21 protein-coding genes are annotated in these 21,821 nt (G+C 65.9%); 8 read left to right on the forward strand and 13 right to left on the reverse strand.

Translation table 11 applies throughout. From position 1 onward, the window contains the following. Positions 1 to 38: 38 nt before the first annotated feature. The gene (locus ACFZAI_RS05140) at positions 39 to 1,688 is read right to left on the reverse strand and encodes an ATP-binding protein (RefSeq protein WP_391565896.1); all 1,650 of its coding nucleotides are present in this window, start codon (positions 1,686 to 1,688) and stop codon (positions 39 to 41) included. 144 nt (positions 1,689 to 1,832) lie between these two features. Here ACFZAI_RS05140 and ACFZAI_RS05145 point away from each other — a divergent pair, with 144 nt between their 5' ends. The 3 genes from ACFZAI_RS05145 (at position 1,833) to ACFZAI_RS05155 (ending at position 5,884) form a co-directional block, all read left to right on the forward strand. Further along, a complete protein-coding gene (locus ACFZAI_RS05145; protein WP_391565897.1) occupies positions 1,833 to 2,354 on the forward strand; it encodes a sigma-70 family RNA polymerase sigma factor in 522 nt (173 codons plus the stop codon). Continuing rightward, positions 2,351 to 3,322 carry a FecR domain-containing protein gene (locus ACFZAI_RS05150; RefSeq protein WP_391565898.1) on the forward strand — a complete coding sequence of 324 codons (972 nt, stop codon included), beginning with the start codon at positions 2,351 to 2,353 and terminating at the stop codon, positions 3,320 to 3,322. The genes ACFZAI_RS05145 and ACFZAI_RS05150 overlap by 4 nt, the downstream gene beginning before the upstream one ends. Before the next feature lie 96 nt (positions 3,323 to 3,418). Next, positions 3,419 to 5,884, forward strand: a complete 2,466-nt coding sequence (locus tag ACFZAI_RS05155; protein ID WP_391565899.1) for a TonB-dependent siderophore receptor — start codon at positions 3,419 to 3,421, stop codon at positions 5,882 to 5,884. A gap of 87 nt (positions 5,885 to 5,971) precedes the next feature. Here ACFZAI_RS05155 and ACFZAI_RS05160 read toward each other — a convergent pair whose 3' ends face one another. From ACFZAI_RS05160 to acnA, 3 genes are read right to left on the reverse strand one after another with little or no spacing between them, the layout of a single operon-like run. After that, positions 5,972 to 7,027: a lactonase family protein gene (locus tag ACFZAI_RS05160; protein WP_391565900.1), complete on the reverse strand. Its 1,056-nt coding sequence runs from the start codon at positions 7,025 to 7,027 to the stop codon at positions 5,972 to 5,974. Positions 7,028 to 7,031: 4 nt separating this feature from the next. After that, positions 7,032 to 7,928 (reverse strand): FCD domain-containing protein, encoded by an 897-nt coding sequence (locus tag ACFZAI_RS05165; protein WP_391565901.1) that lies wholly within the window; start codon positions 7,926 to 7,928, stop codon positions 7,032 to 7,034. Further along, positions 7,925 to 10,585: an aconitate hydratase AcnA gene (gene acnA, locus ACFZAI_RS05170; RefSeq protein WP_391565902.1), complete on the reverse strand. Its 2,661-nt coding sequence runs from the start codon at positions 10,583 to 10,585 to the stop codon at positions 7,925 to 7,927. Before acnA ends, ACFZAI_RS05165 begins: the two co-directional genes overlap by 4 nt. Positions 10,586 to 10,681: 96 nt before the next feature. On the opposite strand from acnA, the gene ACFZAI_RS05175 reads away from it, so the two are divergent. Further along, on the forward strand, positions 10,682 to 11,704 hold the full coding sequence (locus tag ACFZAI_RS05175; protein WP_391565903.1) for a Bug family tripartite tricarboxylate transporter substrate binding protein: 1,023 nt from the start codon (positions 10,682 to 10,684) through the stop codon (positions 11,702 to 11,704). 65 nt (positions 11,705 to 11,769) lie between these two features. Here the strand turns inward: ACFZAI_RS05175 and ACFZAI_RS05180 are convergent, their stop codons facing one another. After that, a complete protein-coding gene (locus ACFZAI_RS05180; RefSeq protein ID WP_391565904.1) occupies positions 11,770 to 12,366 on the reverse strand; it encodes a TetR/AcrR family transcriptional regulator in 597 nt (198 codons plus the stop codon). A gap of 110 nt (positions 12,367 to 12,476) precedes the next feature. Between ACFZAI_RS05180 and ACFZAI_RS05185 the strand changes: the two genes are divergently transcribed. Continuing rightward, positions 12,477 to 13,532, forward strand: a complete 1,056-nt coding sequence (locus tag ACFZAI_RS05185) for a sugar phosphate isomerase/epimerase family protein (RefSeq protein ID WP_391565905.1) — start codon at positions 12,477 to 12,479, stop codon at positions 13,530 to 13,532. Between the two features lie 17 nt (positions 13,533 to 13,549). Continuing rightward, complete coding sequence (locus tag ACFZAI_RS05190) at positions 13,550 to 14,434, forward strand: alpha/beta fold hydrolase (RefSeq protein WP_391565906.1); 885 nt, start codon at positions 13,550 to 13,552, stop codon at positions 14,432 to 14,434. 8 nt (positions 14,435 to 14,442) lie between these two features. Here the strand turns inward: ACFZAI_RS05190 and ACFZAI_RS05195 are convergent, their stop codons facing one another. Then, complete coding sequence (locus ACFZAI_RS05195; RefSeq protein ID WP_391565907.1) at positions 14,443 to 15,081, reverse strand: 2OG-Fe(II) oxygenase; 639 nt, start codon at positions 15,079 to 15,081, stop codon at positions 14,443 to 14,445. A 243-nt stretch (positions 15,082 to 15,324) separates the two neighbouring features. On the opposite strand from ACFZAI_RS05195, the gene ACFZAI_RS05200 reads away from it, so the two are divergent. Further along, positions 15,325 to 16,023 (forward strand): HAD family hydrolase, encoded by a 699-nt coding sequence (locus ACFZAI_RS05200; protein ID WP_391565908.1) that lies wholly within the window; start codon positions 15,325 to 15,327, stop codon positions 16,021 to 16,023. Between the two features lie 5 nt (positions 16,024 to 16,028). Here the strand turns inward: ACFZAI_RS05200 and ACFZAI_RS05205 are convergent, their stop codons facing one another. Then, positions 16,029 to 16,811 (reverse strand): SDR family oxidoreductase, encoded by a 783-nt coding sequence (locus tag ACFZAI_RS05205; protein ID WP_391565909.1) that lies wholly within the window; start codon positions 16,809 to 16,811, stop codon positions 16,029 to 16,031. A gap of 149 nt (positions 16,812 to 16,960) precedes the next feature. On the opposite strand from ACFZAI_RS05205, the gene ACFZAI_RS05210 reads away from it, so the two are divergent. Further along, positions 16,961 to 17,494 carry an MgtC/SapB family protein gene (locus ACFZAI_RS05210; RefSeq protein ID WP_391565910.1) on the forward strand — a complete coding sequence of 178 codons (534 nt, stop codon included), beginning with the start codon at positions 16,961 to 16,963 and terminating at the stop codon, positions 17,492 to 17,494. Between the two features lie 6 nt (positions 17,495 to 17,500). Here ACFZAI_RS05210 and ACFZAI_RS05215 read toward each other — a convergent pair whose 3' ends face one another. From ACFZAI_RS05215 to alkB, 6 genes are all read right to left on the reverse strand, one after another. Continuing rightward, the gene (locus ACFZAI_RS05215) at positions 17,501 to 18,247 is read right to left on the reverse strand and encodes an SDR family oxidoreductase (RefSeq protein ID WP_391565911.1); all 747 of its coding nucleotides are present in this window, start codon (positions 18,245 to 18,247) and stop codon (positions 17,501 to 17,503) included. 43 nt (positions 18,248 to 18,290) lie between these two features. After that, the gene (locus ACFZAI_RS05220; protein WP_391565912.1) at positions 18,291 to 18,659 is read right to left on the reverse strand and encodes a cupin domain-containing protein; all 369 of its coding nucleotides are present in this window, start codon (positions 18,657 to 18,659) and stop codon (positions 18,291 to 18,293) included. Positions 18,660 to 18,794: 135 nt separating this feature from the next. After that, positions 18,795 to 19,604 (reverse strand): AraC family ligand binding domain-containing protein, encoded by an 810-nt coding sequence (locus ACFZAI_RS05225; protein ID WP_391565913.1) that lies wholly within the window; start codon positions 19,602 to 19,604, stop codon positions 18,795 to 18,797. Between the two features lie 18 nt (positions 19,605 to 19,622). After that, positions 19,623 to 20,009 carry a VOC family protein gene (locus ACFZAI_RS05230; protein WP_054422682.1) on the reverse strand — a complete coding sequence of 129 codons (387 nt, stop codon included), beginning with the start codon at positions 20,007 to 20,009 and terminating at the stop codon, positions 19,623 to 19,625. 60 nt (positions 20,010 to 20,069) lie between these two features. Further along, the gene (locus ACFZAI_RS05235; RefSeq protein ID WP_391565914.1) at positions 20,070 to 21,071 is read right to left on the reverse strand and encodes a formylglycine-generating enzyme family protein; all 1,002 of its coding nucleotides are present in this window, start codon (positions 21,069 to 21,071) and stop codon (positions 20,070 to 20,072) included. Between the two features lie 89 nt (positions 21,072 to 21,160). Further along, positions 21,161 to 21,820, reverse strand: coding sequence for a DNA oxidative demethylase AlkB (gene alkB / locus ACFZAI_RS05240; RefSeq protein ID WP_391565915.1), 660 nt, complete (start codon positions 21,818 to 21,820; stop codon positions 21,161 to 21,163). Position 21,821: the final 1 nt, after the last annotated feature.

The raw sequence follows: 21,821 nt of genomic DNA on the forward strand, positions 1-21,821 counted from the left end.
AGAGGCAGACCCAGACCCCGCCGCAGCCCCGGGACGGCTCAGGCGGGGGTCAGCGCGTGCACCTGGCGCGCCAGCTCGTCCAGCGAGAAAGGCTTGGCCAGCGTTGGCGCGCCGGGTTCGTCGCTTGCGCGCATGCCCGACCCGGTGATGAAAAGCACCCTCAGATCCGGGCGCAGCATGCGCCCCGCGTCGGCGACCTGGCGGCCGTCCATGCCGCCGGGCAGGCCCACATCGCAAATCAACAGATGGATCGGGGCGGGCGCGGACAGCAGGCGCAGCGCGCTGGCCCCATCCACGGCGCTGATGACAAGGTAGCCCAGTTCGCTCAACGTTTCGCTGACGACTGCCATGACCGCTACGTCGTCTTCCGCCACCAGCACCGTCAGGCCGGATGCGGCGCGGGGCGCTTGGCGCGTGATGCCGGGCTCAATGGGCGCCAAGGCGGATTCCCCTCGCGGAAAGTACAAGCTCATCGCCGTGCCAACGCCCGGGCGCGACGTCACCTGCACCTGGCCGCCCGATTGCCGCACGAATCCGTATAGCAATGACAGGCCCAGCCCGGTGCCTTGCCCCGGCGACTTGGTGGTGAAGAAGGGTTCGAAAATACGGTCCACGGTCTGCGGCGTCATGCCGCAACCCGTGTCCGTCACGGTCAGGCGCAGATAGTCGCCCGCCGGCAGCCCGCGCTCGTGCGCTTGGGCTTCGGCCAGCGTCACCTTGGCGGTTTCAATGCCCAGCCTGCCTTGGCCGGCCATCGCGTCGCGGGCGTTCAGGCACAAATTGAGCAGCGCGTTTTCAACCTGATGGGGGTCGACCCAGGCGGGCCATAGGTTGGGCTCGCAGTCCAGGTCGATCATGATGCGCGGGCCGACGCTGCGGCGCACCAGATCGTCCATGCCGCGCACCAGCTGATTGATGTCCACCGCCTGGGGATTCAGCGGCTGGTTGCGCGCAAACACCAGCAGGCGTTGCGTCAGCGCGGCGGCGCGGTCGGTATTGCGCCGGGCGGTTTCGATGTGCCGTTCCAGTTCGCTCAGCCGGTGCTGGGACAGCCGCAGGTTCAACAGCTCAAGGCTGCCGGCGATCCCCATCAGCAGGTTGTTGAAATCGTGCGCCAGCCCACCCGCCAGTTGCCCGATGGCTTCCATTTTCTGGCTCTGCCGCAGATTGTCTTCGGTCTGCCGAAGCGCTTCGGCCTGCGCGCGTTCGGCCTGGATGCGCGACGTGGTTTCAATGACGGTGTCGATCATGCCCACCACGACGCCATGCTCGTCGCGCACGGGGCTGTAGCAGAAGGTGAAGGTAGCTTCCTCGGCCTGTCCCGACCGCTGGATGATCAGCGAATAGTCTTCGATGAACGTCGCCTCGCCCGCGAAAGCGCGGTCGGCGATGGGGCCGATCATGGGCCACGCTTCGCTCCAGACGTCGCTGAAGGGCCGGCCCAACGCCTCCGGTTTCGAACCCAGAATGGGCCTGAACGCGTCGTTGTAAAGCGTGATCAGTTCCTTGCCCCAGACCAGGCAGGAAGGGAAGCGGGACGACAGCACCATACCGGTCGCCACGCGCAAGGCGCTGGGCCATTCCGAGATGGGTCCCAGCGGCGTGCAGGCCCAATCAAAGGTGGCGACCCGGCGCGCCATCTCGCCGCCGCCAGCGAGAAAGGAAAGCTTCGAGGATTCGTTCTGCATGACGGCATCAAAGGGGGGGCATAGGGGTCACCGATTTTATCTGAGCGCGGCTCAAAAATGGGGGCGCGACGTGCCGATAGGAGCCTGGCCGTTGATCATATAAAATAAAAATCGTTCCCATTTACAAACCCCGCCTGGTGCGCCGTGTCTTCGCCCGACTCCTCCTTGCCTGCCGAAACCGTCACGACGCTCTATCGTGACCACCATGGCTGGCTGTCGACCTGGCTGCGCAAGAAATTGGGCAACTCGTTCGACGCCGCCGACCTGGCCCACGACACCTTTGTGCGCCTGATGACCGGCCGCCGCAAGACCGGCGCGGGCGCCGAGCCACGCGCGCTGCTGACCCATATTGCGAAAGGCCTGGTGGTGGACCATTGGCGCCGCCGCGCGGTGGAAGACGCCTATCTGGCCGTCGTTTCCCAGCTTCCCGCGCCCGAAGCGCCGTCGCCCGAAGTGCGCGCGCTGATTCTTGAAACGCTGCACGCCATTGACGCGACCTTGCGCACGCTGCCGGCCAAGACGCGCGAGATTTTTCTGCTGTCGCAATTCGACGGCATGGCCTATACGGACATCGCGGCGCATCAGAGCGTGTCGCTGGCCACCGTCAAGCGGCACATGCAGAAGGCGCTGACCGCTTGCCTCATCGCCTATCAGGTGCATGCATGACCGGCGTCATTGACCCGGCGATTCTGGAAGAGGCCGCGGGCTGGCTCGTGCGCTTCCAGTCCGAAACCCTGTCCGCGTCCGACCATGCGGCGTTTGAGCGATGGCGGCATCGCAGCGCCGCGCATGGCGCCGCCTGGCAGCGCGTGGAAGCCATGCTGCGCGGCTTCGGGCAGGTGCCGGCCGGCATTGGCGGCGAGACCTTGCGGCGTTTGGAACGGCCGGGCCGGCGGCAGGCGATGCGTGCGTTGGGGGCGTTGCTGGTGCTGGGGCCAGCAGGCTGGCTGGGCTGGCGCGCGCTGCCGTGGCGCGAATGGGCGGCCGACGTGCGCACCGCCACCGGGCAGCAGCGCCACCTGGCGCTGGCCGACGGCACGCGGCTGGTGTTGAACACGGCCAGCGCCGTCGACATCCAGTTCACGCCAGCGCAGCGCGTGCTGTGGCTGCGCGCGGGCGAAATCCTGCTGACGACAGGCAACGACCCGTCGCCCACCTATCGCCCCTTCATCGTGCGTACGACCCAAGGCACCATCCGCGCGCTGGGCACGCGCTTCATGGTGCGCGATGAAAGCGCCAGCATACGCGTGGCGGTGTTTGACGGCGCGGTAGAGATCCGCCCGCAGGACGCGGGCGCGGCGGCGGTTGTGCTGCCGGCGGGGCAGCAGACGGTGTTCGACGCGCACGCCGTGGCGCCGCAGGCGGCGGTGGACGCGGGCGCGGCGTCGTGGGAGCAAGGCATGCTGGCCGTGCGCAACGGGCGGTTGGCTGATCTGGTGGATGAGTTGGCGCGGTATCGCCGCGGCGTCTTGCGTTGCGATCCCGCGGTGGCGGACCTGCGTGTGTCGGGCGCATTCCCGCTGGCCGACATCGATGGCAGCCTGCGCCTGCTGGAAAAAACGCTGCCGGTGCGGATCAGCCACGTGACGCCGTTCTGGACGACGGTAGCCCCGCGCGCCGCCGTTACACATTAATTGCCCATCGGCTGATACTTTTTTTCGCTTCGTCCGGTGTACCGGGTGAATCGTCGCAGCACGCGAATCACCCCGTCATCAACGAAGGATCGTTTCATGGTTTCCCGACTTTCCCATTTGCCGCGCCTGCCCCGTAGCAAGGCCGTTCTACCGCCGTTGGCGGCGATGATCCAGGCCACCGGCATGGGGCTGATACTGCTGGCGATGGCAGGCACGCCCGCGCCTGCCACGGCGGCAGATGCCCCTGCGGCGTCGGCTCGCCAGACCTACACCATTGCCGGTGGTCCGCTGGGTGACGTGCTGGCTCAGTTTGCAGCCGCTGCGGGCGTGCCGCTGTCGTTCGACCCGGCGCTGGTGGCGGGGCAACAAAGCGCGGGCTTGTCGGGCGTCTACACCGTGCGCGAAGGCTTCGCGCGCCTTTTGGCCGGGTCGGGCTACGCCTTGGCCGAGCAGGGCGCGGGCGCGTATTCCTTGCGCCGTCTGCCCGCGGGCGAGGCCGATGCGGCCACGACGTTGCCCAGCATCACCGTGGCGGGCGCGGGGGTCAGCCCGTCGGCATTGCCATCCGAATACGCAGGCGGCCAGGTCGCCCGCGGCGGCCGTCTGGGCCTGCTGGGGAATCGCGACGTCATGGACACCCCGTTCAACATCACCAGCTACACGTCGGAATTGCTGGCGAACCGCCAGGCCGTGACCTTGGCCGACGCGCTGAACGCCGAACCCTCGGTGCGCTTCACCGGCCAGATCGGCGGCGTGACGGATTCGTTCTACATCCGCGGCTTTCCCATCGGTGAAGGCAACCTGGGCGAAATCGCGTTTGACGGCGTGTACGGCGTGGCGCCGAACTATCACGTCTTCACCGACTACATCGAACGCGTCGAAGTGCTGAAAGGGCCGGCGGCGTTGCTCTATGGCATGTCGCCCAACAGTGGCGTGGGCGGTGTCATCAACATGGTGCCCAAGCGTTCGCTGCCGCAAGACCTGACGCGCCTGTCCGCCGACTACGTGGGCGATTCGCAATTCGGCGGCCGCGTTGACCTGAGCCGTCGCTTCGGCAACGACGGTGAATGGGGCGTGCGGGTCAACGGCATGCATCGCCAGGGCGACACGCCGCTGGACAACCTGTATTCGCGCACAGACATCGGCGCCTTGTCGCTGGACTATCAGGGCGAGCGCCTGCGCGCATCGCTGGACCTGCTGGTGCAGAACGAAAAGGTGGACGCGCCGACGCGGCCGTTCCTGGTGGCCTCCGGCATCGACGTGCCACGCGCGGCCGATGGCCGCCGCAATGCAACGCAGGCGTGGGGCTGGTGGAAGTCGGAAGGGGAATCGGCGTTGCTGCGCGTGGAGTACGACATCAGCGACCGCCTGACCGTATTCGCCGATGCGGGCGGATCGGACACGAGGGTGTCGCGCCTGTCAGACCAGACGCCCACCATCGTCAACAGCGCGGGCGACACGCTGGTCACGCCCAACAACTTCCGCTTCCAGGTGAACCGCAGCACCTACAACGCCGGCCTGCGCGCCAAGCTGGACACGGGCCCGGTGCGTCACGCCATCAGTTTCATGGGCAGCATGTATAGCGACCGCAACCTGCAAGCCAGCGTGTCCGGCACGCCGCTCACGTCCAACATCTATCACCCCATCGCGCGCCCCGAGCAGAACATTCCCGCGCCGGCCAATGTGCCCAAGGTGTCGTCGTCGGACCTGTCCGGTCTGGCGCTGGCGGACACGATGAGCATTCTGGATGAACGCGCGCAGCTGACGTTGGGCGTGCGCCAGCAACGCATCGAGTCGCGCAACTTCAACGCCACCACCGGCGTGCGCACCGTCAGCTATGACGAAAGCGCGACCACGCCGCTGGCGGGGCTGGTCATCAAGCCGTGGAGCAATGTGTCGCTGTACGCAAACTACATCGAAGGCCTGAGCAAAGGCGACGTGGCGCCGGCCACGGCGACCAATGCGGGCCAGGTGTTCAAGCCCTACAAGGCCAAGCAGAAGGAGGTGGGCATCAAGGTAGACCTGGACCATGCGATGCTGACGTTCAGCGCGTTTGAAATCACCAAGCCCAGCGGCCAGCTGACCAACGGCGTGTACGGCGCCGACAGCGAGCAGCGCAACCGTGGCCTGGAATTGAACCTGTCAGGCGAACCCGTGCGCGGGCTGCGCTTGCTGGGCGGCGTGACGTATCTGAACGCCGAGCTCACACGCACCAACAGCGCCGCCACCGTCGGCAACCAGCCGGTGGGCGTGCCGAAGTTTTCGGCCAATCTCAGCGCGGAATGGGACACGCCGTGGGTGGCGGGCCTGACGCTGACGGGCGGCATGATGTACACCGGCCGCGAATACGTGAACCAGGCCAACACGCAGTCAGTGCCATCGTGGACGACGTTTGACGTGGGCGCACGCTACGCCACCAAGATCCAGGGCAAGGACGTGACCTTCCGCGCCAATGTGGTCAATGTCACCAACCGCGCCTATTGGTCCGGCGTGGCGTCTTACGGCACGGTGTCGCAGGGTGTGCCGCGCACGTTGATGCTGTCGGCATCGATGGATTTCTGATCGGGGCGGTGCGCCGTGCGCCACTTGTCACTAGCCGTGCGCGACTACCCGCTCGCCGTTCGCCGTTCGCCGCTCGCCGCAACGCCGTCACGTGCGGCGGCGGGCGAACACCATGCACACGGGGCTGCCCACGTGTAGTTCGTAGCCGTCGCGCATCAACGTGCCATCTTGCGCATTGACGCGAAAGCGCACGAGCGTGTCGCTGTCTTCGTTCAACGCGAACAGGAAGCGGCCGTCAGGCGACAGCGTGAAAAAGCGCGGCGTCTTGCCGCCGCTGGCCGCGTGTTGCACCGGCGTCAGGCGGCCATTGACGGCGTCCACGCCGAACACCGCGATGCTGTCATCGCCCCGGTTCGACACATACAGGTGGCGGCCGTGCGCGTCTGTCGTGATGCCGGCCGCGCGGCTGTTGTCCGTGTACGTGTCGGGCAGCGTCGGCAGCACCTGGAACGGCCGCAACGCATTGTCTTCCAACGTGTACGCGGCCACCGTGTTGTCCAGCTCATTGACCGCATACAACCAGCGGCCCGCCGGATGAAACACCGCATGGCGGGGGCCTGCGCCTTCGCGCGTGCTGACCACGCAGACAGGCTCCGCGCCCACGCCCTGCGCGTTCAGCGCAAAGAGAAACACGCGGTCCAAGCCCTTGTCCGGCACCACGACATAGCGGCCCGACGGGTCCACCAGGTTGTAGTGCGGCTTGGCGAAAGGCTGCTCCTTGCGGTGCGGACCGGGCTCGCCCGTCATGGGCAACGTTTGTGTGACGGGGCCCAGCGCGCCGTCGGCTTCAACCGGCAGCACGGCGAGCGTGCCGGTCAGGTGGTTCGACACCATCAGGTAGCGGCCCGACGGCGCCAGCGCCAGATGCACCGGGTTGCGGCCTTCGCACGGCTGCTGATGCCACGGCGTCAATGCGCCGCTGTGCGTGTCGCGATGCAAGGCGCTGACTTCGTGGCTGTCGCCATGCACGGTGTACAGCACGGGCAGCGAGGGATGCGGCAACAGGTACGACGGGTTCAGCAAGCCGCCGACCACTTGCGTCAAGCTCAGCGCGCCAGTGTCGGGCGCGTAGTTGAAAACGCTGATGCCCTCACCGCGGGCGTGGCGTTCGCGGGTGGTGCGCGAACCGATATAGACGTGCATGGCGCTAGCCTTTCAGGATGCCGCTGATGCGGGCCAGGTTATCCAGCGTGCTGCGCAAATGGCTGGACAGGGCGGCCGCCGCGTCTTCGTTGCGTTCACGTTCCAGCAAATCCAGGATGGCCAGGTGCTGGTCGCAATGCTGGCGGTAGCGGCTGCGGTCTTGCATGGAACGGTATGACAGCAGCCGGCGCACGCGATTCACGCGTTTGATCGTGTCGATGAAAAACGGGTTGCCGGACGCTTCCACCAGCGATTCATGAAAACGCACGCCGCGATCATGGAGCTGGTCGGCCGTGTCGGTGGCGATGCCGCCATCCAGCAAGTGTTTTTCTGCTGCGCGGCACCGTTCGATCACGCTTTTTTCAATGCGAAATGATGGCTCAAGCAAGGCGGCGGGTTCCAGCGCCAAGCGCAGCCGGTACGACTGCAACAGGCTGTCGGGCGTGGTCATCATCGACGAGAATTCCCAGCCATACCCCGGGCGGCGCTGCGCCCAGCCTTCCTGCGAAATGCGGCCCAGCAAGGCTTGCGTCTGCGCATGGGTCAAGGCGTAGCGCACGCGCAGCTGAGCCTCGCTGCATTGCATGGGCAATTCGCCGCGCAGCAATTCATCGGCCAGCTTGAAATAGCTTTGCGTGACGATGTCGTCTACCGATGGCGCGGCCAGTTCGGCTGGCGCGCCGGGCAGGGCGTCGAAGTTCTGTTGCAGGAAATAGCCGCGGTTGGGCTTGCGCGCCACAATGCCGTGCTGCTCTAGAACGCCCAGCGCATCGTTGACGGGCGAGCGCGACAGCCGCAAGCGGTCTGCCAGCTTTTGCGCGGTCAGGTGCGCGCCTTCGGGCAGGCGGTCTTGCCGGATCAATTCCAGAATTTTGGTGACGGTATTGGTTTGCGCGCTCATGGGGTGCTGGCCGGGCGGAGGGTATCCGATAGGATAGCGGGAATGACGCCGCCCATCCGCAACAAGCGAACCTCAAGCTGGGTCTCGACGGCGGCAGTGGCGTGCAAGGTATCCACCGTGCCCTTCGCGCGCACAATGCGCACCGCGACCGGCATGCGCGGCGCCATCGTCGCGGCGGGGGCGTCGATCTCGATGCGGTCGCCTGACTGCACATCCAGCGTGGCTGGCGTCACGCCTTCCGGCAGGCGCAACGGCAAGATGCCCATGCCGATCAGGTTTGACCGATGGATGCGTTCGAAGCTTACGGCCAGCACGGCGCGGATGCCCAGCAGCCGTTGGCCTTTGGCGGCCCAGTCGCGCGACGAGCCCGTGCCAAAGCGCGCGCCGGCCAACAAGACGACGGGCTGCGCGTCTTGCCGATAGTGTTCGGCGGCTTCCCAGATGGGTTCGACGCGGCCGCTGGGCGCATGCAGGGTGTGGCCCACGGGCGCGTCCGGGCACAGCAGATTCTTCAGGCTCTTGCTGTAGAACGCGGCGCGCATCATCACTTCCCAATTGCCCCGGCGCGATGCGAACACGTTCAGGTCGTTGCGGTCGTCGCCACGCGCGACGAGGAAATCAGCGATAAGACTGTCCGGCGGAATCGCGCTGGCGGGCGACAGGTGATCGGTCGTGACGTCGTCGCCCAGCACCAGTAGCGGATGCGCCACGTAATGGCCCAGTTGGCTACCGGCCTCCGTCGAGGCAAAGGGCGGGCGGCGCAGAGCGGTCGAGGCCGGGTCCCACGGAAAGCGCGGCGTGTCGGGTGATTGCAGGGCTTGCCATGCCGGGTTCGCGCTGGCGATCTTGAACGCGGCGCGGAAGTCCTTGGGCTGCAACCCTTGCGCCAGCGCGGCGGTGATGTCGGCCTCATCCGGCCACAGGTCGCGCAGGTAAACGGGCTGGCCGCTGGCGTTGATCTGGACGGGTTCGTGGCTCAGGTCACGCTCGGCGTCGCCCGCCAAGGCGAACGCGATGACCAGCGGCGGCGACATCAAAAAGCCCAGGTCCAGGTCGGGATGAATGCGGCCCGTGAAATTGCGATTGCCCGACAGCACGGCCACCGGATGCATCGCGCCTGCCTCCATGGCGGCGCGCACCGGCGCGGGCAAGGGGCCGGAGTTGCCGATGCAGGTCGTGCAGCCGTAGCCCACGATGTCAAAGCCCACGGCCGCCAAATCATCCAGCAGGCCGGCGCGGGCCAGGTAGTCGGCCGCCGCAGGCGAACCGGGACCGAGCGAGGTCTTGACCCAGGCCGGCACACGCAAGCCCGCCTGACGCGCCTTGCGCGCCAATAGCCCGGCGGCCATCAACAGGCGCGGGTCGGACGTGTTGGTGCAACTGGTGATGGCGGCGATGGCGACGGCGTGGCGCGGCAGGGTGGCGCTGGCTTGTGCCGCGGGCGTGAAATTCAACGCCGCCAGAATCGCTTTGGTGTCGGTGTACGGGTGCAGGTCTTGCGGGCGCTTGGGGCCGGCCACATGCATCCGCACTTTGTCCAACGCAATCTCGATGACGCGGGTGTAGCGCGGCGATGCGTCCGGGTCCAGCGCGATGCCGATGCGTTCGGCATACGCCCCGACGCGGGCGATATGGGATTCGCTGCGGCCCGTTTGGCGCAGGTACGCCAGCGTTTCGCCGTCGATGGGAAAGTAGCCGGTGGTGGCGCCGTATTCGGGCGCCATGTTCGCCACCACGCAGCGGCTGCCGGCCGACAGCGTGCTGACGCCGGGTCCGAAGAATTCCACGAACTCACCCGACACGCCGATGGCGCGCAGCCGTTGCGTCACGGTCAATGCCAGATCGGTCGCCGTGACGCCGGGCGCGAGCGCGCCAGTCAGCCGCACGCCAATCACGTCGGGAATGCGCAGCAAGGTGGGCATGCCGAACATCACCGTCTGCGCTTCCAGCCCGCCCACCCCCCAGCCCAGCACGCCGATGCCGTTGATCATGGGGGTGTGGCTGTCGGTGCCGATCATCATGTCGGGATACAGCGCACCGTTGCCGTCATCACAGACCACCGTGGCCAGCTGCTCCAGGTTGATGGTGTGCATGATGCCGGTGCCGGGCGGATGAATGCGCACATTGGATAGCGCCTTGGACGCCCAGCGCAGAAAGCGGTAGCGCTCGGCGTTGCGGCGCAGTTCCAAGTCCAGGTTCAACGTGGCCGCGTCGGGCTGCGCATACGCCTCCACGGCAAGGGAGTGGTCCACCGATACATCCACCGGCAGCACGGGGTTCAGCACGGCGGGGTCCATGCCGGCCTCGGCCAGCGCGTCGCGCATGGCGGCGATGTCGACCAGCGCGGGCGTGCTGGTGGTGTCGTGCATCAGCACGCGGCCGGGTTGGAAGGCGATCTCGGCGTCACTGGTGCCGTGATCCAGCCAGGCAAACAGCGCGGCGACGGCGGCGTCGCGTTCATCCCCCTGCATGTTGCGCAGCGCGTTCTCCAGCAGCAGGCGCAGCACGACGGGCAGGCGAAAGTAATCAGCGCCGAAGCGGGCGGGCAGATCAATGAAGGTGGCGGGGGCGCCATTGGACGCCGCGCCGTCCCGCGTCAAGGCGGTCTGGGGCAGGGGCTGAAACGCGGGGCGCAGGCCAGCATTGGTGTTTTCCATAGATGCCAGTTTTGCATATTGCATCTATAAAATGCAATTAAGTAAAAACCCGGCCGTCATTCGAACAGGCTGAACAGACCGAACAGGAGACAAACCATGCCCCAAATCCGACCCCGCATTCGACCCCGAATTTCCTTGCTGATGCGTCCGCTGGCCGCCGCCGCGGCGCTATCCTTGGCGGCGCTGGCGGCCTTGCCGTCCGCCCATGCGGCTGACGCCGGACGCCCCGTGACGCTGATCGTGCCTTTTGCCGCAGGCGGTGGCGTGGACGGTATGGGCCGCCTGCTGGCCGAGCGCTTGCGCGCAGAGATGCCGCAAGGCGTGGTCGTTGAAAACAAACCCGGCGCCAGCGGCATGCTGGGCGCGCAGGCGGTGGTGCGGTCCGCGCCCGACGGCACGACACTGCTGCTGGGTTCAGCGGGCGAAACCGCCATCAACCCGCTCGTGTTCAAGGGGAAGATGCAGTACCAGCCGGAAAAGGATCTGGCGCCGATTGCGCTGATTGCGCGCGTGCCGAACGTGCTGGTCGCCAACCCCAAACTGCCGGTGGCCAACGTGGAGCAACTGGTGGCCTATGGGCGCGCGCATCCCGACAAGCTCACGTACGCAACCAGCGGCGTGGGCAATCCGCAGCATCTGAACGGCGAACTGCTGCAATCGCTGGCGGGAATCAAGATGGTGCATGTGCCGTACAAGGGCGCATCCGCGCAGTTGGTGGATGTGGCCTCGGGCAGCGTCGACCTGACGTTTGTGAGCCTGGCGGGCGCATTGCCCTTCATCCAGAGCGGCAAGGTCAAACCGCTGGCCGTGACGTCGGCCAAGCGCGCGTCATTTGCGCCCGACATTCCCGCCATCGCTGAAACCGCGCCGCTGAAAGACTACGCGCTGGAAAACTGGTTTGGCGTCTTCGTGGCTGCCGGCACGCCGCCCGCCGTGCAGCAAAAGCTGGCCGACGCCATCAACCGCGCCTTGCGCGACGAGAAGTTCGTGGCCAGCATTCGAGACCTGGGCGGGGAAGTGCAGCCCATGAGCCAGGCGGAATTCAGCGCGTTCATCAAGGCGCAGACGGAAGTGTTTGCGAAGGTGGTGGCCGACGGGCACATCACGGCCGAGAACTGAACGCCCTGCGCGTTCAGCGCAAGCTGGCCCCAGTGCGCTGAGCGCAACCTGCGTACCCATAGCGTTCAGCGCAACATCGCATCCAGTGCGCTGAGCGCGGATGGAATCATCGCCAGCAGGCGCGCCTTGCCGACGCCGTCGCGGGCCTGCACCGACAGGCCGTGCAGCACGACGGCGTAGTAGTCGCCCAAGGCCTGCACATCAGTGCCGGGCTTGAGTTCTCCCTGTTGCAGGGCGGCGTCCAAGCGGTCAATGATGCCTTGCGTGCGGGCTTTGCGATGCGTGGTCAGCCAGGCCATCACGTCTTCATTTTCGGCGGCGTAGTTGGTGGCGGCGCTGACCACCATGCATCCTTGAGGCCGGCCGCGGCGGGTGTAGGTCAATACCGCGTCGGTCAACAATTTCTGGATGGCGCCGCGCACATCCGCGGGCGTTTCCAGCGCCACTTCCGCAAACGATCCGTCGCCCGCTTCATAGCGCGCCACCGCTTCGCGAAACAGGTCCTGCTTGGACCCAAACGCCGCATAGAGCCGCGCCGAGGCCAGGCCCGTGGCCGCCACCAGGTCCGCCATCGACGTGCCTTCGTATCCCTGTTTCCAGAACGCCAGCATGGCCTGCTGAAGCGCGAGGTCGCGGTCGAATTCCCTGGGTCTGCCTGCCATTACGGTCTCGGTGAAATGAACTGCACGCAGTGTAACGCCGGCCTGCGCGTTTGCATCGCCGCCATTTATCGCCTATTCTTTGTCGATCGACAAACAATTAAGGAATCGATATGAAGACGATCAAAGGACCCAGCCTGCATCTCGCGCAATTCAGCGACGCCGTCGCGCCATTCAACAGCCTGCCGGCCATTGCCGAGTGGGCGGCGGGCGTGGGCTTCAAGGCATTGCAGATTCCCGCATGGGACAAGCGTTTTTTCGACGCCGGCACCGCGGCCGTCAGCCAGGACTACTGTGATGAGATCGTGGGGACGCTGGCCGCGCACGGCCTGGTCATCAGCGAGCTGACCACGCACATCTACGGCCAGTTGCTGGCCGTGCACCCGGCGTATGACGCCATGGCCGACAACTTCGCGCCTGTTGAGGCTCGCGGCAATGCGCAGGCCAGAACCACGTGGGCGCGGCAAGGGCTGCTGAATTCGGCGCGCGCCTCAAAGCGCTTAGGGCTGAGCGACATGGGCACGTTCTCGGGCTCGCTGGCGTGGCCTTATCTGTTCCCGTTTCCGCAGCGCCCCGAAGGGCTGATCGAGACCGCTTTTGACGAGCTGGCCAAACGCTGGCTGCCCGTGCTGAACGCGTGCGATGAGCAGGGCGTGAACCTGTGCTTTGAGATCCACCCCAGCGAAGACCTGCATGACGGCATCACGTTCGAGATGTTCCATGAACGTGTCGGCGGGCATGCGCGTTGCGCCATTCTGTTCGATCCCAGCCACTTCGTTTTGCAGCAGCTGAACTACCTGGAGTATCTGGACATCTACAAGGACCACATTCGCATGTTCCATGTGAAGGATGCCGAATTCAATCCGACGGGCCGCCAAGGCATCTATGGCGGTTATCAATCGTGGATCAATCGCGCCGGCCGCTTCCGTTCGCTGGGCGATGGGCAGGTGGACTTCAAGTCCATCTTCTCGAAACTCGCTCAGCACGATTACGCGGGCTGGGCCACGCTGGAGTGGGAGTGCTGCTTGAAGGACCAGGAAACCGGCGCGCGCGAAGGCGTTGAGTTCATTAATCGGCACATCATTCCGGTGACGTCCAAAGTGTTCGACGACTTTGCGGGCGCCGCCATCGACAAGCAACAGATTCACGCCTTGCTGGGCATGGCGTAGGCGCAACGGGTTTCATCATGACGCATCAGATCAACACTTTTTTTACGGCCGCCGACGCGGTATCGCACCAATATGTGCAGGTGGATGGCAAGCGCATTCATTGCGCCGTCATGGGCGACGGGCCGCCCGTGCTGCTGGTTCCCGGCTGGCCGCAAACCTGGTTCACGTGGCGCCACATCATGAAGTCGCTGGCGCAGGCCGGCTATACCGCCATCGCCGTGGACCCGCCTGGCACGGGGGATTCCGACCGCCCCGCGCATGGTTATGACACCGGCGCCGTGGCCCGCGTGCTGCACCGCCTGATGGGGCAATTGGGGCACCCGGTCTATCAGGTCATCGGCCATGACATCGGCATGTGGGTGGCCTATGCAATGGCCAGCGACTACCCCGACGCCATTCGCCGGCTGGTGCTGACCGAGGCCGTGATTCCCGGCCTGGCGCCAGCCCCTCCGATATTCGTGCCGCCCGAGGACAACATCTTCTTGTGGCACTTCCTGTTCAACCAGCTGCATGACTTGCCGGAAGCGCTGATCACCGGACGCGAACGCGCCTACTTGAGCTTCATGTTCGACAAGTGGTCGCATCGCCGCGACCGCGTAGCGGCCGACGTCTATATCGACGCGTATTCGTCGCCGGGCGCGTTGCGCGCGGGGTTTGCCTATTACCGCGCCATTCCGGAAACCATCCGCCAGAACCTGGAACGGTCAAAGACGCCTCTGCGCATGCCCACGCTGGCCATCGGCGCGGAACACGCCACGCGCGATGCGCCGCTGGTCACCCTGCGCGATAACGCGACCGATCTCACCGGCGTGATCATTGCCGACTGCGGCCACTTCGTGACAGAGGAATGCCACGAGGCATTCTCCGAACACGTGCTGGCGTTTTTGTCGCCACAGGGGTGATCGCGGCGCTAGCGTCCGTTGTGCAGCACCACTTCCAGGCCCACGCGCTCGCCCGAGCGCACCCGGCTGATGGCTTGCCTGGCCGTGACGCGATAAACGTTGTGTGCGCCTTGGACCGGGCGATGCGAGACGGCGATGACGGCCGCATCGCCTTGTTGCAGAGGCAGCACCATCGGACGCGATTGCATGCGGGGGCGTTGTTCCGTCATAACGAACTCGCCACCCGTGAAGTCCGTACCCGGGGCTGACAGCAGCGCCACCAGTTGCAGCGCAAAGATGTGTTCGCCGTCGGCGTGCTGCATCAGCGCTTGCCCGTCGCCGGGCCGATGCCGGTGCACCGCGGAAAGCGGATGCGTCTGGCCGGCGGCGCGGTTGCAATCCAGCCAGGCGTCGACGTCGTCGGGATAGTGCGCGCCGCTTTGCAGGGCAGCCGCCCAAGCGCGGGCGACGGGAAGCAGGCGCGGGTACAGGTCGCGGCGCAGCGCCTCCAGGGTGTGCCGGGCAGCGGCTTCAGAAGACGGTTGCGATAACTGGTGCGCGGCCGCTTGCGCAAAGAACCCCGGCAGCAGCGCCCAGCCTTCGGCGTCCAGGTCGCGCGCGACACGGGTCCAGTCGTAGTGGTCGAGCGGGGTGCAGGCGGGTGTCATGGAAAAGGGCGCGTGTCCGGCAATTGGCATCGGCAATAGCTTATGCGCATGCGCGGGCCCCAGTCACTCCGAAGCTTGCGCTGAAAGAACGCCTGGCGGCTTGGCCGGATTCTGGCTGCGGGCAGTCGGCTTCCGGCTGTCCGCGGTGGCTGTCCGCAGTTGTCTGTCCATTTTCGGTTCCCAGCCGCCAGCGAGCCATGCAGTATGCTTATCCGCTTCACGAACCCGCCCCATGCCCCCGCAATGACTGATTTTCCCTTTGACGCCGTGCTCTTTGATTGCGACGGCGTGCTGGTTGATTCCGAACCCATCACCAGCTACGTGCTGACCCAGATGTTGAATGAACTGGGCTGGAACATCACGCACGACGAGACGATGCGTATTTTCACGGGGAAAGCCGTGCGCGACGAACTGCCGCGCATCGAAGCCGAAACCGGCGCCAAGCTGGGACCCGAATGGTTCGACGAATTCCGCCAGCGCCGCAACGCCGCGCTGGACCGCGATTTGCTGGAAATTCCCGGTGCGCCGGACGCCGTGCGCGCCTTGCACCAAGCGCTGGATGGACGCATCGCGGTGGCCTCGGGCGCCGACCGCCGCAAGGTGGAACTGCAATTGGCTAAGGTCGGCATCGCGGAATGCTTTGATGGACGCGTCTTCAGCGGCCACGAAATGCCGCGCAGCAAGCCGTTTCCTGACGTGTACCTGGCCGCCGCGAAAGCGCTGGGCGTGGACCCGGCGCGTTGCGCCATCGTGGAAGACACCGTCACGGGGGCAACGGCCGGCGTGGCGGCAGGCGCCACCGTGTTCGGCTACAGCCCGGATGCCAACGGCCACAGCGGCGCCGAAGCGCTGCGCAGCGTAGGCGTGGCGCATGTGTTCACCGATATGAAGCAGCTGCCGGCGTTGCTGGCCGGCTGGCAAGCGGCGGCCCCACGCGCCTGAGCGATCTACCTCGCGTGGTTCGCGTACTGCTCGCCGCCATCCAGATCGATCACCGTGCCGCTTAAATAGCCGGCACGGGGCGATGCGCCGAACACAATCATGTCGGCCACTTCTTCCGGTTCCATCAGGCGGTTGAACGGCAGGTCGGACAAGGTTTCCTGCCAGCGCGATTCATCGCCCCAACGGGCGTGCGCGCGCTGGCGCGCCAAGGTCAGCACGCGGTCGGTGCGGGTGCGCGACGGGTTCACGCCAAAGACGCGCACCCCGTGGCGCGGCGCTTCACCGCCCAACGCGCGGGTGAAAGCGATAAGCGACGCGTTGGCCGCCGCGCCGCAGATGTAGTCGGCGCGCGGCGCCGAGCCCGCCATGCCGATGATGTTGGCGATGACGCCGGCTCCCGCGTCCCGCATTTGGGGGTAGTAGTGCCGCGCCAGGCTGATGTAGCCGTGCACCTTCAATTCCCATCCCGCGCGCCAGCGTTCGTCTTGCACCTGGTCCAGCGCGCCGCCCGGCACCGCGCCCGCGTTGTTCACCAGGATGTCGATGGGGCCGGTTTCCTTCGCCAGCTTTTCGGCCGCGCCCGGCGCGGCCAGGTCCAGTGTGATGGCGCGCGTGTCGCGGCCGCTCTGTTCACGGATTGACGCCGTGGCCTGATGCAGCGCCGCATCGTCGCGCGCTACGAGAATAGGGTCTGCGCCTTCGCGCGCAAAGGAGATGGCGCACGCCAAGCCTATGCCCTTGGATGCGCCCGTGATGAGCACGCGCTTTCCGGCCAGCTGCAAGTCCATGGAAACCTCCTGTTGGTTCACGCCCGCACGCGCGGCGCACTCGATGGTTGTAAACCAGATGCGACTTTCCTGTCAGCCTGAAAGCGTCATGGCGTTTCGCCGCGGCACCCTGCTATGCTGCGTTTCACCTGTGCCAAGAGGAAGCGGCGATGACGGAAATCTGGCTGGAAATCTGGTCCACCGTGCGTAGCGAATTTGCGGATATTCCTGACGTCGGCGAAGCCACGCGCATCGTGCTGCGCTTAGGCATGGCGGTGATCTTGGGCGGCTTGCTGGGGTATGAGCGCGAACGCAGCGGCAAGGCCGCGGGCTTGCGCACGCACATGCTGGTGGCGTTGGGCGCGGCCATCTTTGTGCTGGTGCCGTTGCAAGGCGGCATGCAAGTGGGCGACATCAGCCGCGTGCTGCAAGGGGTGATCGCCGGCATCGGCTTTTTGGGCGCGGGCGCCATCATCAAGCTCAGCAACGAACGCGAGATCCACGGCCTGACCACATCGGCCAGCATCTGGATGACGGCGGCCATTGGCGTCGCCGCAGGCATGGGCCGCGAGGCCACGGCGCTGGTCAGCACCTTGCTGGCGCTATTCGTGCTGGCGGTGTTGCGCCGCGTTGAGGCGCGCATCTCCGCCAAGCAGGAAAAAAACGTGATCGCGTCTGACGGCAAGCCGGTACGCAATGGTTGAATGGCCTCAACTGCCGCCGGACACGTCGATGAACGAGCCGCTGGTGTAACCCGCTTCGTCAGAGAACAGCCACATGACCGCGCCCGCCACTTCGTCCACCGAGCCGCCCCGGCGCAGCGGGATCACGTTCTTCAGCCGATCCACCCGGCCGGGTTCGCCGCCGCTGGCATGCATGTCGGTGTAGATGGTGCCGGGGCGTACGCCATTTACGCGAATGCCTTCCGGCGCCACTTCCTTGGATAGCCCGATCGTGAGCGTGTCCAGCGCGCCTTTCGAGGCGGCGTAATCCACATATTCATTGGGCGAACCCAGCCGCGCAGCCGCAGACGACACGTTGACGATGGCGCCGCCTTGGCCGCCATGGCGTGTCGACATCCGCCGCACGGCTTCGCGGGCGCACAGGAATGCGCCGATCACGTTTGTCGACAGCACGCGCATCAGGCGGTCGGCATCCATTTGATCCAGCCGCATCTGGGTTTCAAGAATGCCCGCGTTGTTGACCAGCGCATCCAGCCGGCCCAGCCGGTCGTCCAGCGTGCGGAACATGTGGACAACCTGATCTTCCTGCGACACATCAGCCTGAATGGCCAGCGCGTTGCCGCCTTCGCGTTGGATCTCGGCGACGACGGCATCGGCGGCGTCGGAATGGGTGCGGTAGTTAACGCCCACGGCGTAGCCGCGGCGGGCGGCAAGTTTGGCGACGGCGGCGCCAATGCCCCGGCTGCCGCCGGTGACAAGCATGACTCTGGACATGATTTTCTCCTGCGTGTTCTTCACGGTAGCAGAATGGCCAGCATCAAATCCAGACGTCATTCGGGGCGCTGCGCTCGCCGCCCTGATCTCCGGTATTGACGACGCCACAGGGTTCCACCAGCATCAGATGCGCTTCGTCAACCGCGCAGGGCTTGTGCTCTACGCCTTTGGGAATGACGGTCATGTCACCGGGGCCAAGATCGATATGGCCGTCGCGCAAGTCGATGCGCAGCCGGCCGCTGATGACAATGAACGTCTCGTCGGTATCCGCATGGCTGTGCCAGACGAATTCGCCCTGCACCTTGACGACCTTGAATTGGTAGTCGTTCATCTGCGCAATGACCTTGGGGCGCCACTGTTCAGAAAACAGCGACAGTTTGCCGGCGATGTTGATGGCGGGAATCGGGGACATAGGCGCACCTGCTGGAGTGGAAGATGCCTGAGCATAGGGCGCGGCCAGGCGCGCCGTCTTGTACGTTCTTGCAGGTTTTCGCCGGTGGCTGCTTGGCCGCGTCTCGGCGGCTTGTTAACGAAAGCCGGGCCTGCGCTATGCGTGCAGCATGCGCCGCCAGCGGTCGGGCGTCATGCCGTAGGTTTGCACGTGGCGGTGCGTCAGATGGCTCTGGTCGGTGAAGCCGGCCGTGGCCGCAGCGGCCGCCAGCGGCAGGCCGGTGGCGATCAGCCGGCGCGCCAGATCCAGGCGGCGCAGCATCACGTAGCGGTAGGGGCTGGTGCCGAACAGCGCGCGGAAATCCCGCGACAAGGTCCAGCGGTCCTGGCCGGCGGCGTGCGCCAGCTGGTCCAGCGTGAAGGGTTGATCCAGCGCGTCATGGATGAACTGCCGGGCGCGTTCGGCGGCCGGGTAGTTGGGGCGGCGCCGGCCTTGGGGGCGTCCGGCCGCGGCGCTAAGCGCCTGCGCCAGCTCATACAGCGCGTCGTCTTCCTGCAAGGGGTCGATGGCCGCGCGCGTGCTTTGCAGCAGGGTGTCGCTTGCCGCCCGCAGCCGTACGTCGTCCGAGATGCCGCCCGCGATGAACGGCAAGGGCCGGCCGCCCAGAATCTGCTGAATCAGCGCGGGCTCAACGTAAATCATGCGGTAGTGAAAGCCGGCGTCGGTGCCGGCTTGCCCGTCGTGGGGCTCGTCGGGATGCAGCACGATGGTGCCGCCGGGCAGGCTATGGCGATAGTCGCGCCGGTAGTTGAAGCTTTGCACGCCCGACAGCGTGCGCCCGATGGCGTACGTGTCGTGGCGGTGCATGTCGTAGCCATGGCCGCCGAAGTAGGCTTCGATGCGCTCCACGTGGCCACCAGGCGCGGCGCGGAGTATCCAGTCCTGTTTCGGTGTGGCGGCTGCCATGGCGGACGTGCGTAGGGCTTACTTCTTCACCTGCACCAGTACGAATTCGTTTCCGTACAGATCGATGAAGTGGGCGTAAACCGTGGTGTCGTCATGGACGGGCTCTTTGGTGAAGCGCACGCCGCGGGCGGCGAAGTTGCTGTGGTCGCGCACCACGTCGTCGGTGTAGAACACGCCCACCGGCTGGCCACCGGTCTGGTCGCCGACGCGGTCGCGTTGCGCCTGGGTCAGCGCTTGCAACAGCCAGACGCCCACCGCGGGTTGTTCCGGCAGGCGCAGGTGCACATACCGTTGCTGGCCCACGGGCATATCAACGAACACCTCCATGCCCAGCTTGTCTTGATAGAAGGAAATGGCGGTGTCGTAGTCGTTCACGAGAAGGACGAGACGGCCCAGCGAATGCATGTCAGGACTCTCTTTGAGGTTAAGCGTGCGGCTATGCTAACCCGTCGGGCGGGCTTTCCCTTAATCGGCCTCGCGCAATAGCCGCAGGCCGACCAGCGGGTAACGCGTTTCCTGGGTATTCCAATTGCGGTAAGACGAGCGCGTGTACAGCGCCCAGGTATGCCAGGAGCCGCCGCGCCGCACCCGCACATTGCCGCTGTCCGGACCTTTCGGGTCATCAGCGGGCGAGTGCGCGTAATAGTCTTCGCCGTACCAGTCCGACACCCATTCCCAGGCGTTGCCGTGCATGTCGTACAGGCCGAAGGCGTTGGGCGCGTAGCTGGCGACAGGCGCCGTGAAGGCGTGGCCATCGTGGCGGGGCGAGGCAAAAGCGTGCCATTTCGGCCACAGCGGTTCGGCGTCGGCGTCAAAGCCATTGCCCACATCGGGCATGTTCAAGGGGTCATCGCCATTCTGATACCGCGTTCGGGTGCCGGCGCGGCAGGCGTATTCCCATTCGGCTTCCGTGGGCAGGCGGTAGACGTGCCCCTCTGTCTGGGTCAGCCAGCGGGCCAGCGCGGTGGCGTCGTTCCAGCTGATGTTGACGACAGGGTGGTCGTCCGTCTGCGCAAAGCCGGGGTTCTTCCAGGAATAGCGCCGGTCGCGTCCTTCGAAGGCGTCGCCGCGTTCGGATTTGTCGGGGTCGTAGGCGGCGTTGTAGCCGTAGCCGCCCGTGCCGTCAGCCTCGGACTCTGGCACGTAGCCCGATGCTTCGATAAAGCGCCGGAACTGTCCCACCGTGACTTCGGTGCGCTCCAGATAGAACGGGCGCGTGATCCGCACGGTGTGCACGGGCGCTTCGTCAAACAGCTGGGCGAAGCGGTCTTTGGGATATTGCGGGTAGTCGCGGGCCAGGGTCGCGGCCGATTCGTCGCTGCCCATCTGAAACGTGCCAGCCGGCACATGAACGAATCGCATGCCCAGCGAATTTTCGATCACTGCGGCAGGCTCGGCGGACCACGCCGGGGCCGATAGCAGCAGGCAGGCAAGCAACAGACGGGGACGGGGGCGCAGGGAAGGCATGAGCATGTCGGCGCGCGGGGCGCAGGGCCAAAGGTGCGCCATAGTAGGGCCGCCGCGCGGACGCTGCCAGACGCGGGGAACCCTGATAGTCAGCCCGCTTTGCGCAGCGTGAAGTTGATGCGCTGACTGCCCAGCTTGGGATGCGGCAGGTCTTTCATGGGCATGACGCCGTGATAGCGCAGCCGGTCTACGCCGCCCCAGACCACGACGTCGCCATGAAACAGCGGCACGCGCAGGGCCTTGTCGGCACGTTCGTTGCCGCCAAACAGGAACATGGCCGGCATGCCCAGCGACACGGACACGATGGGCGCGTCGTAGTCGCGTTCGTTCTTGTCCTGATGCAGCGACAGCCGCGAACCCGGCTCGTACCGGTTGACCAGGCAGGCATCCGGCGTAAAACCCGGAAAGCCGGCTTCGGCTGCCGCCGCCTGGGCCAGCCGCAGAAAGGCGTCTGGAAGATCGGGCCAGGGTTGACCGGTCATCGGGTCGATGCGCGCGTAGCGATAGCCGCGTGCATCCGTCGTCCAGCCCAGCTGCCCGCAATTGGTCAGCGCAACCGACATCGTGTAGCCGCCCGGGGTGTCCATATGCCGGAAGGGGGATTGCGCCGTGACGTCGTCCACGCCTTGCAGCAGCGCGTCTGCGTAGGGCAGCGCAAAGCTGCGCAGCACAAAGGACTGCGGGCCGATCGCCTCGCGCCCTTGCTGCGCGGTGTCGTCGTCGCCAAACAGATCAAGGGTGGGGGGCATG

This window comes from Achromobacter sp. NPDC008082 (assembly GCF_042957345.1).
Classification (GTDB): Bacteria; Pseudomonadota; Gammaproteobacteria; order Burkholderiales; family Burkholderiaceae_B; genus Achromobacter; species Achromobacter kerstersii_A.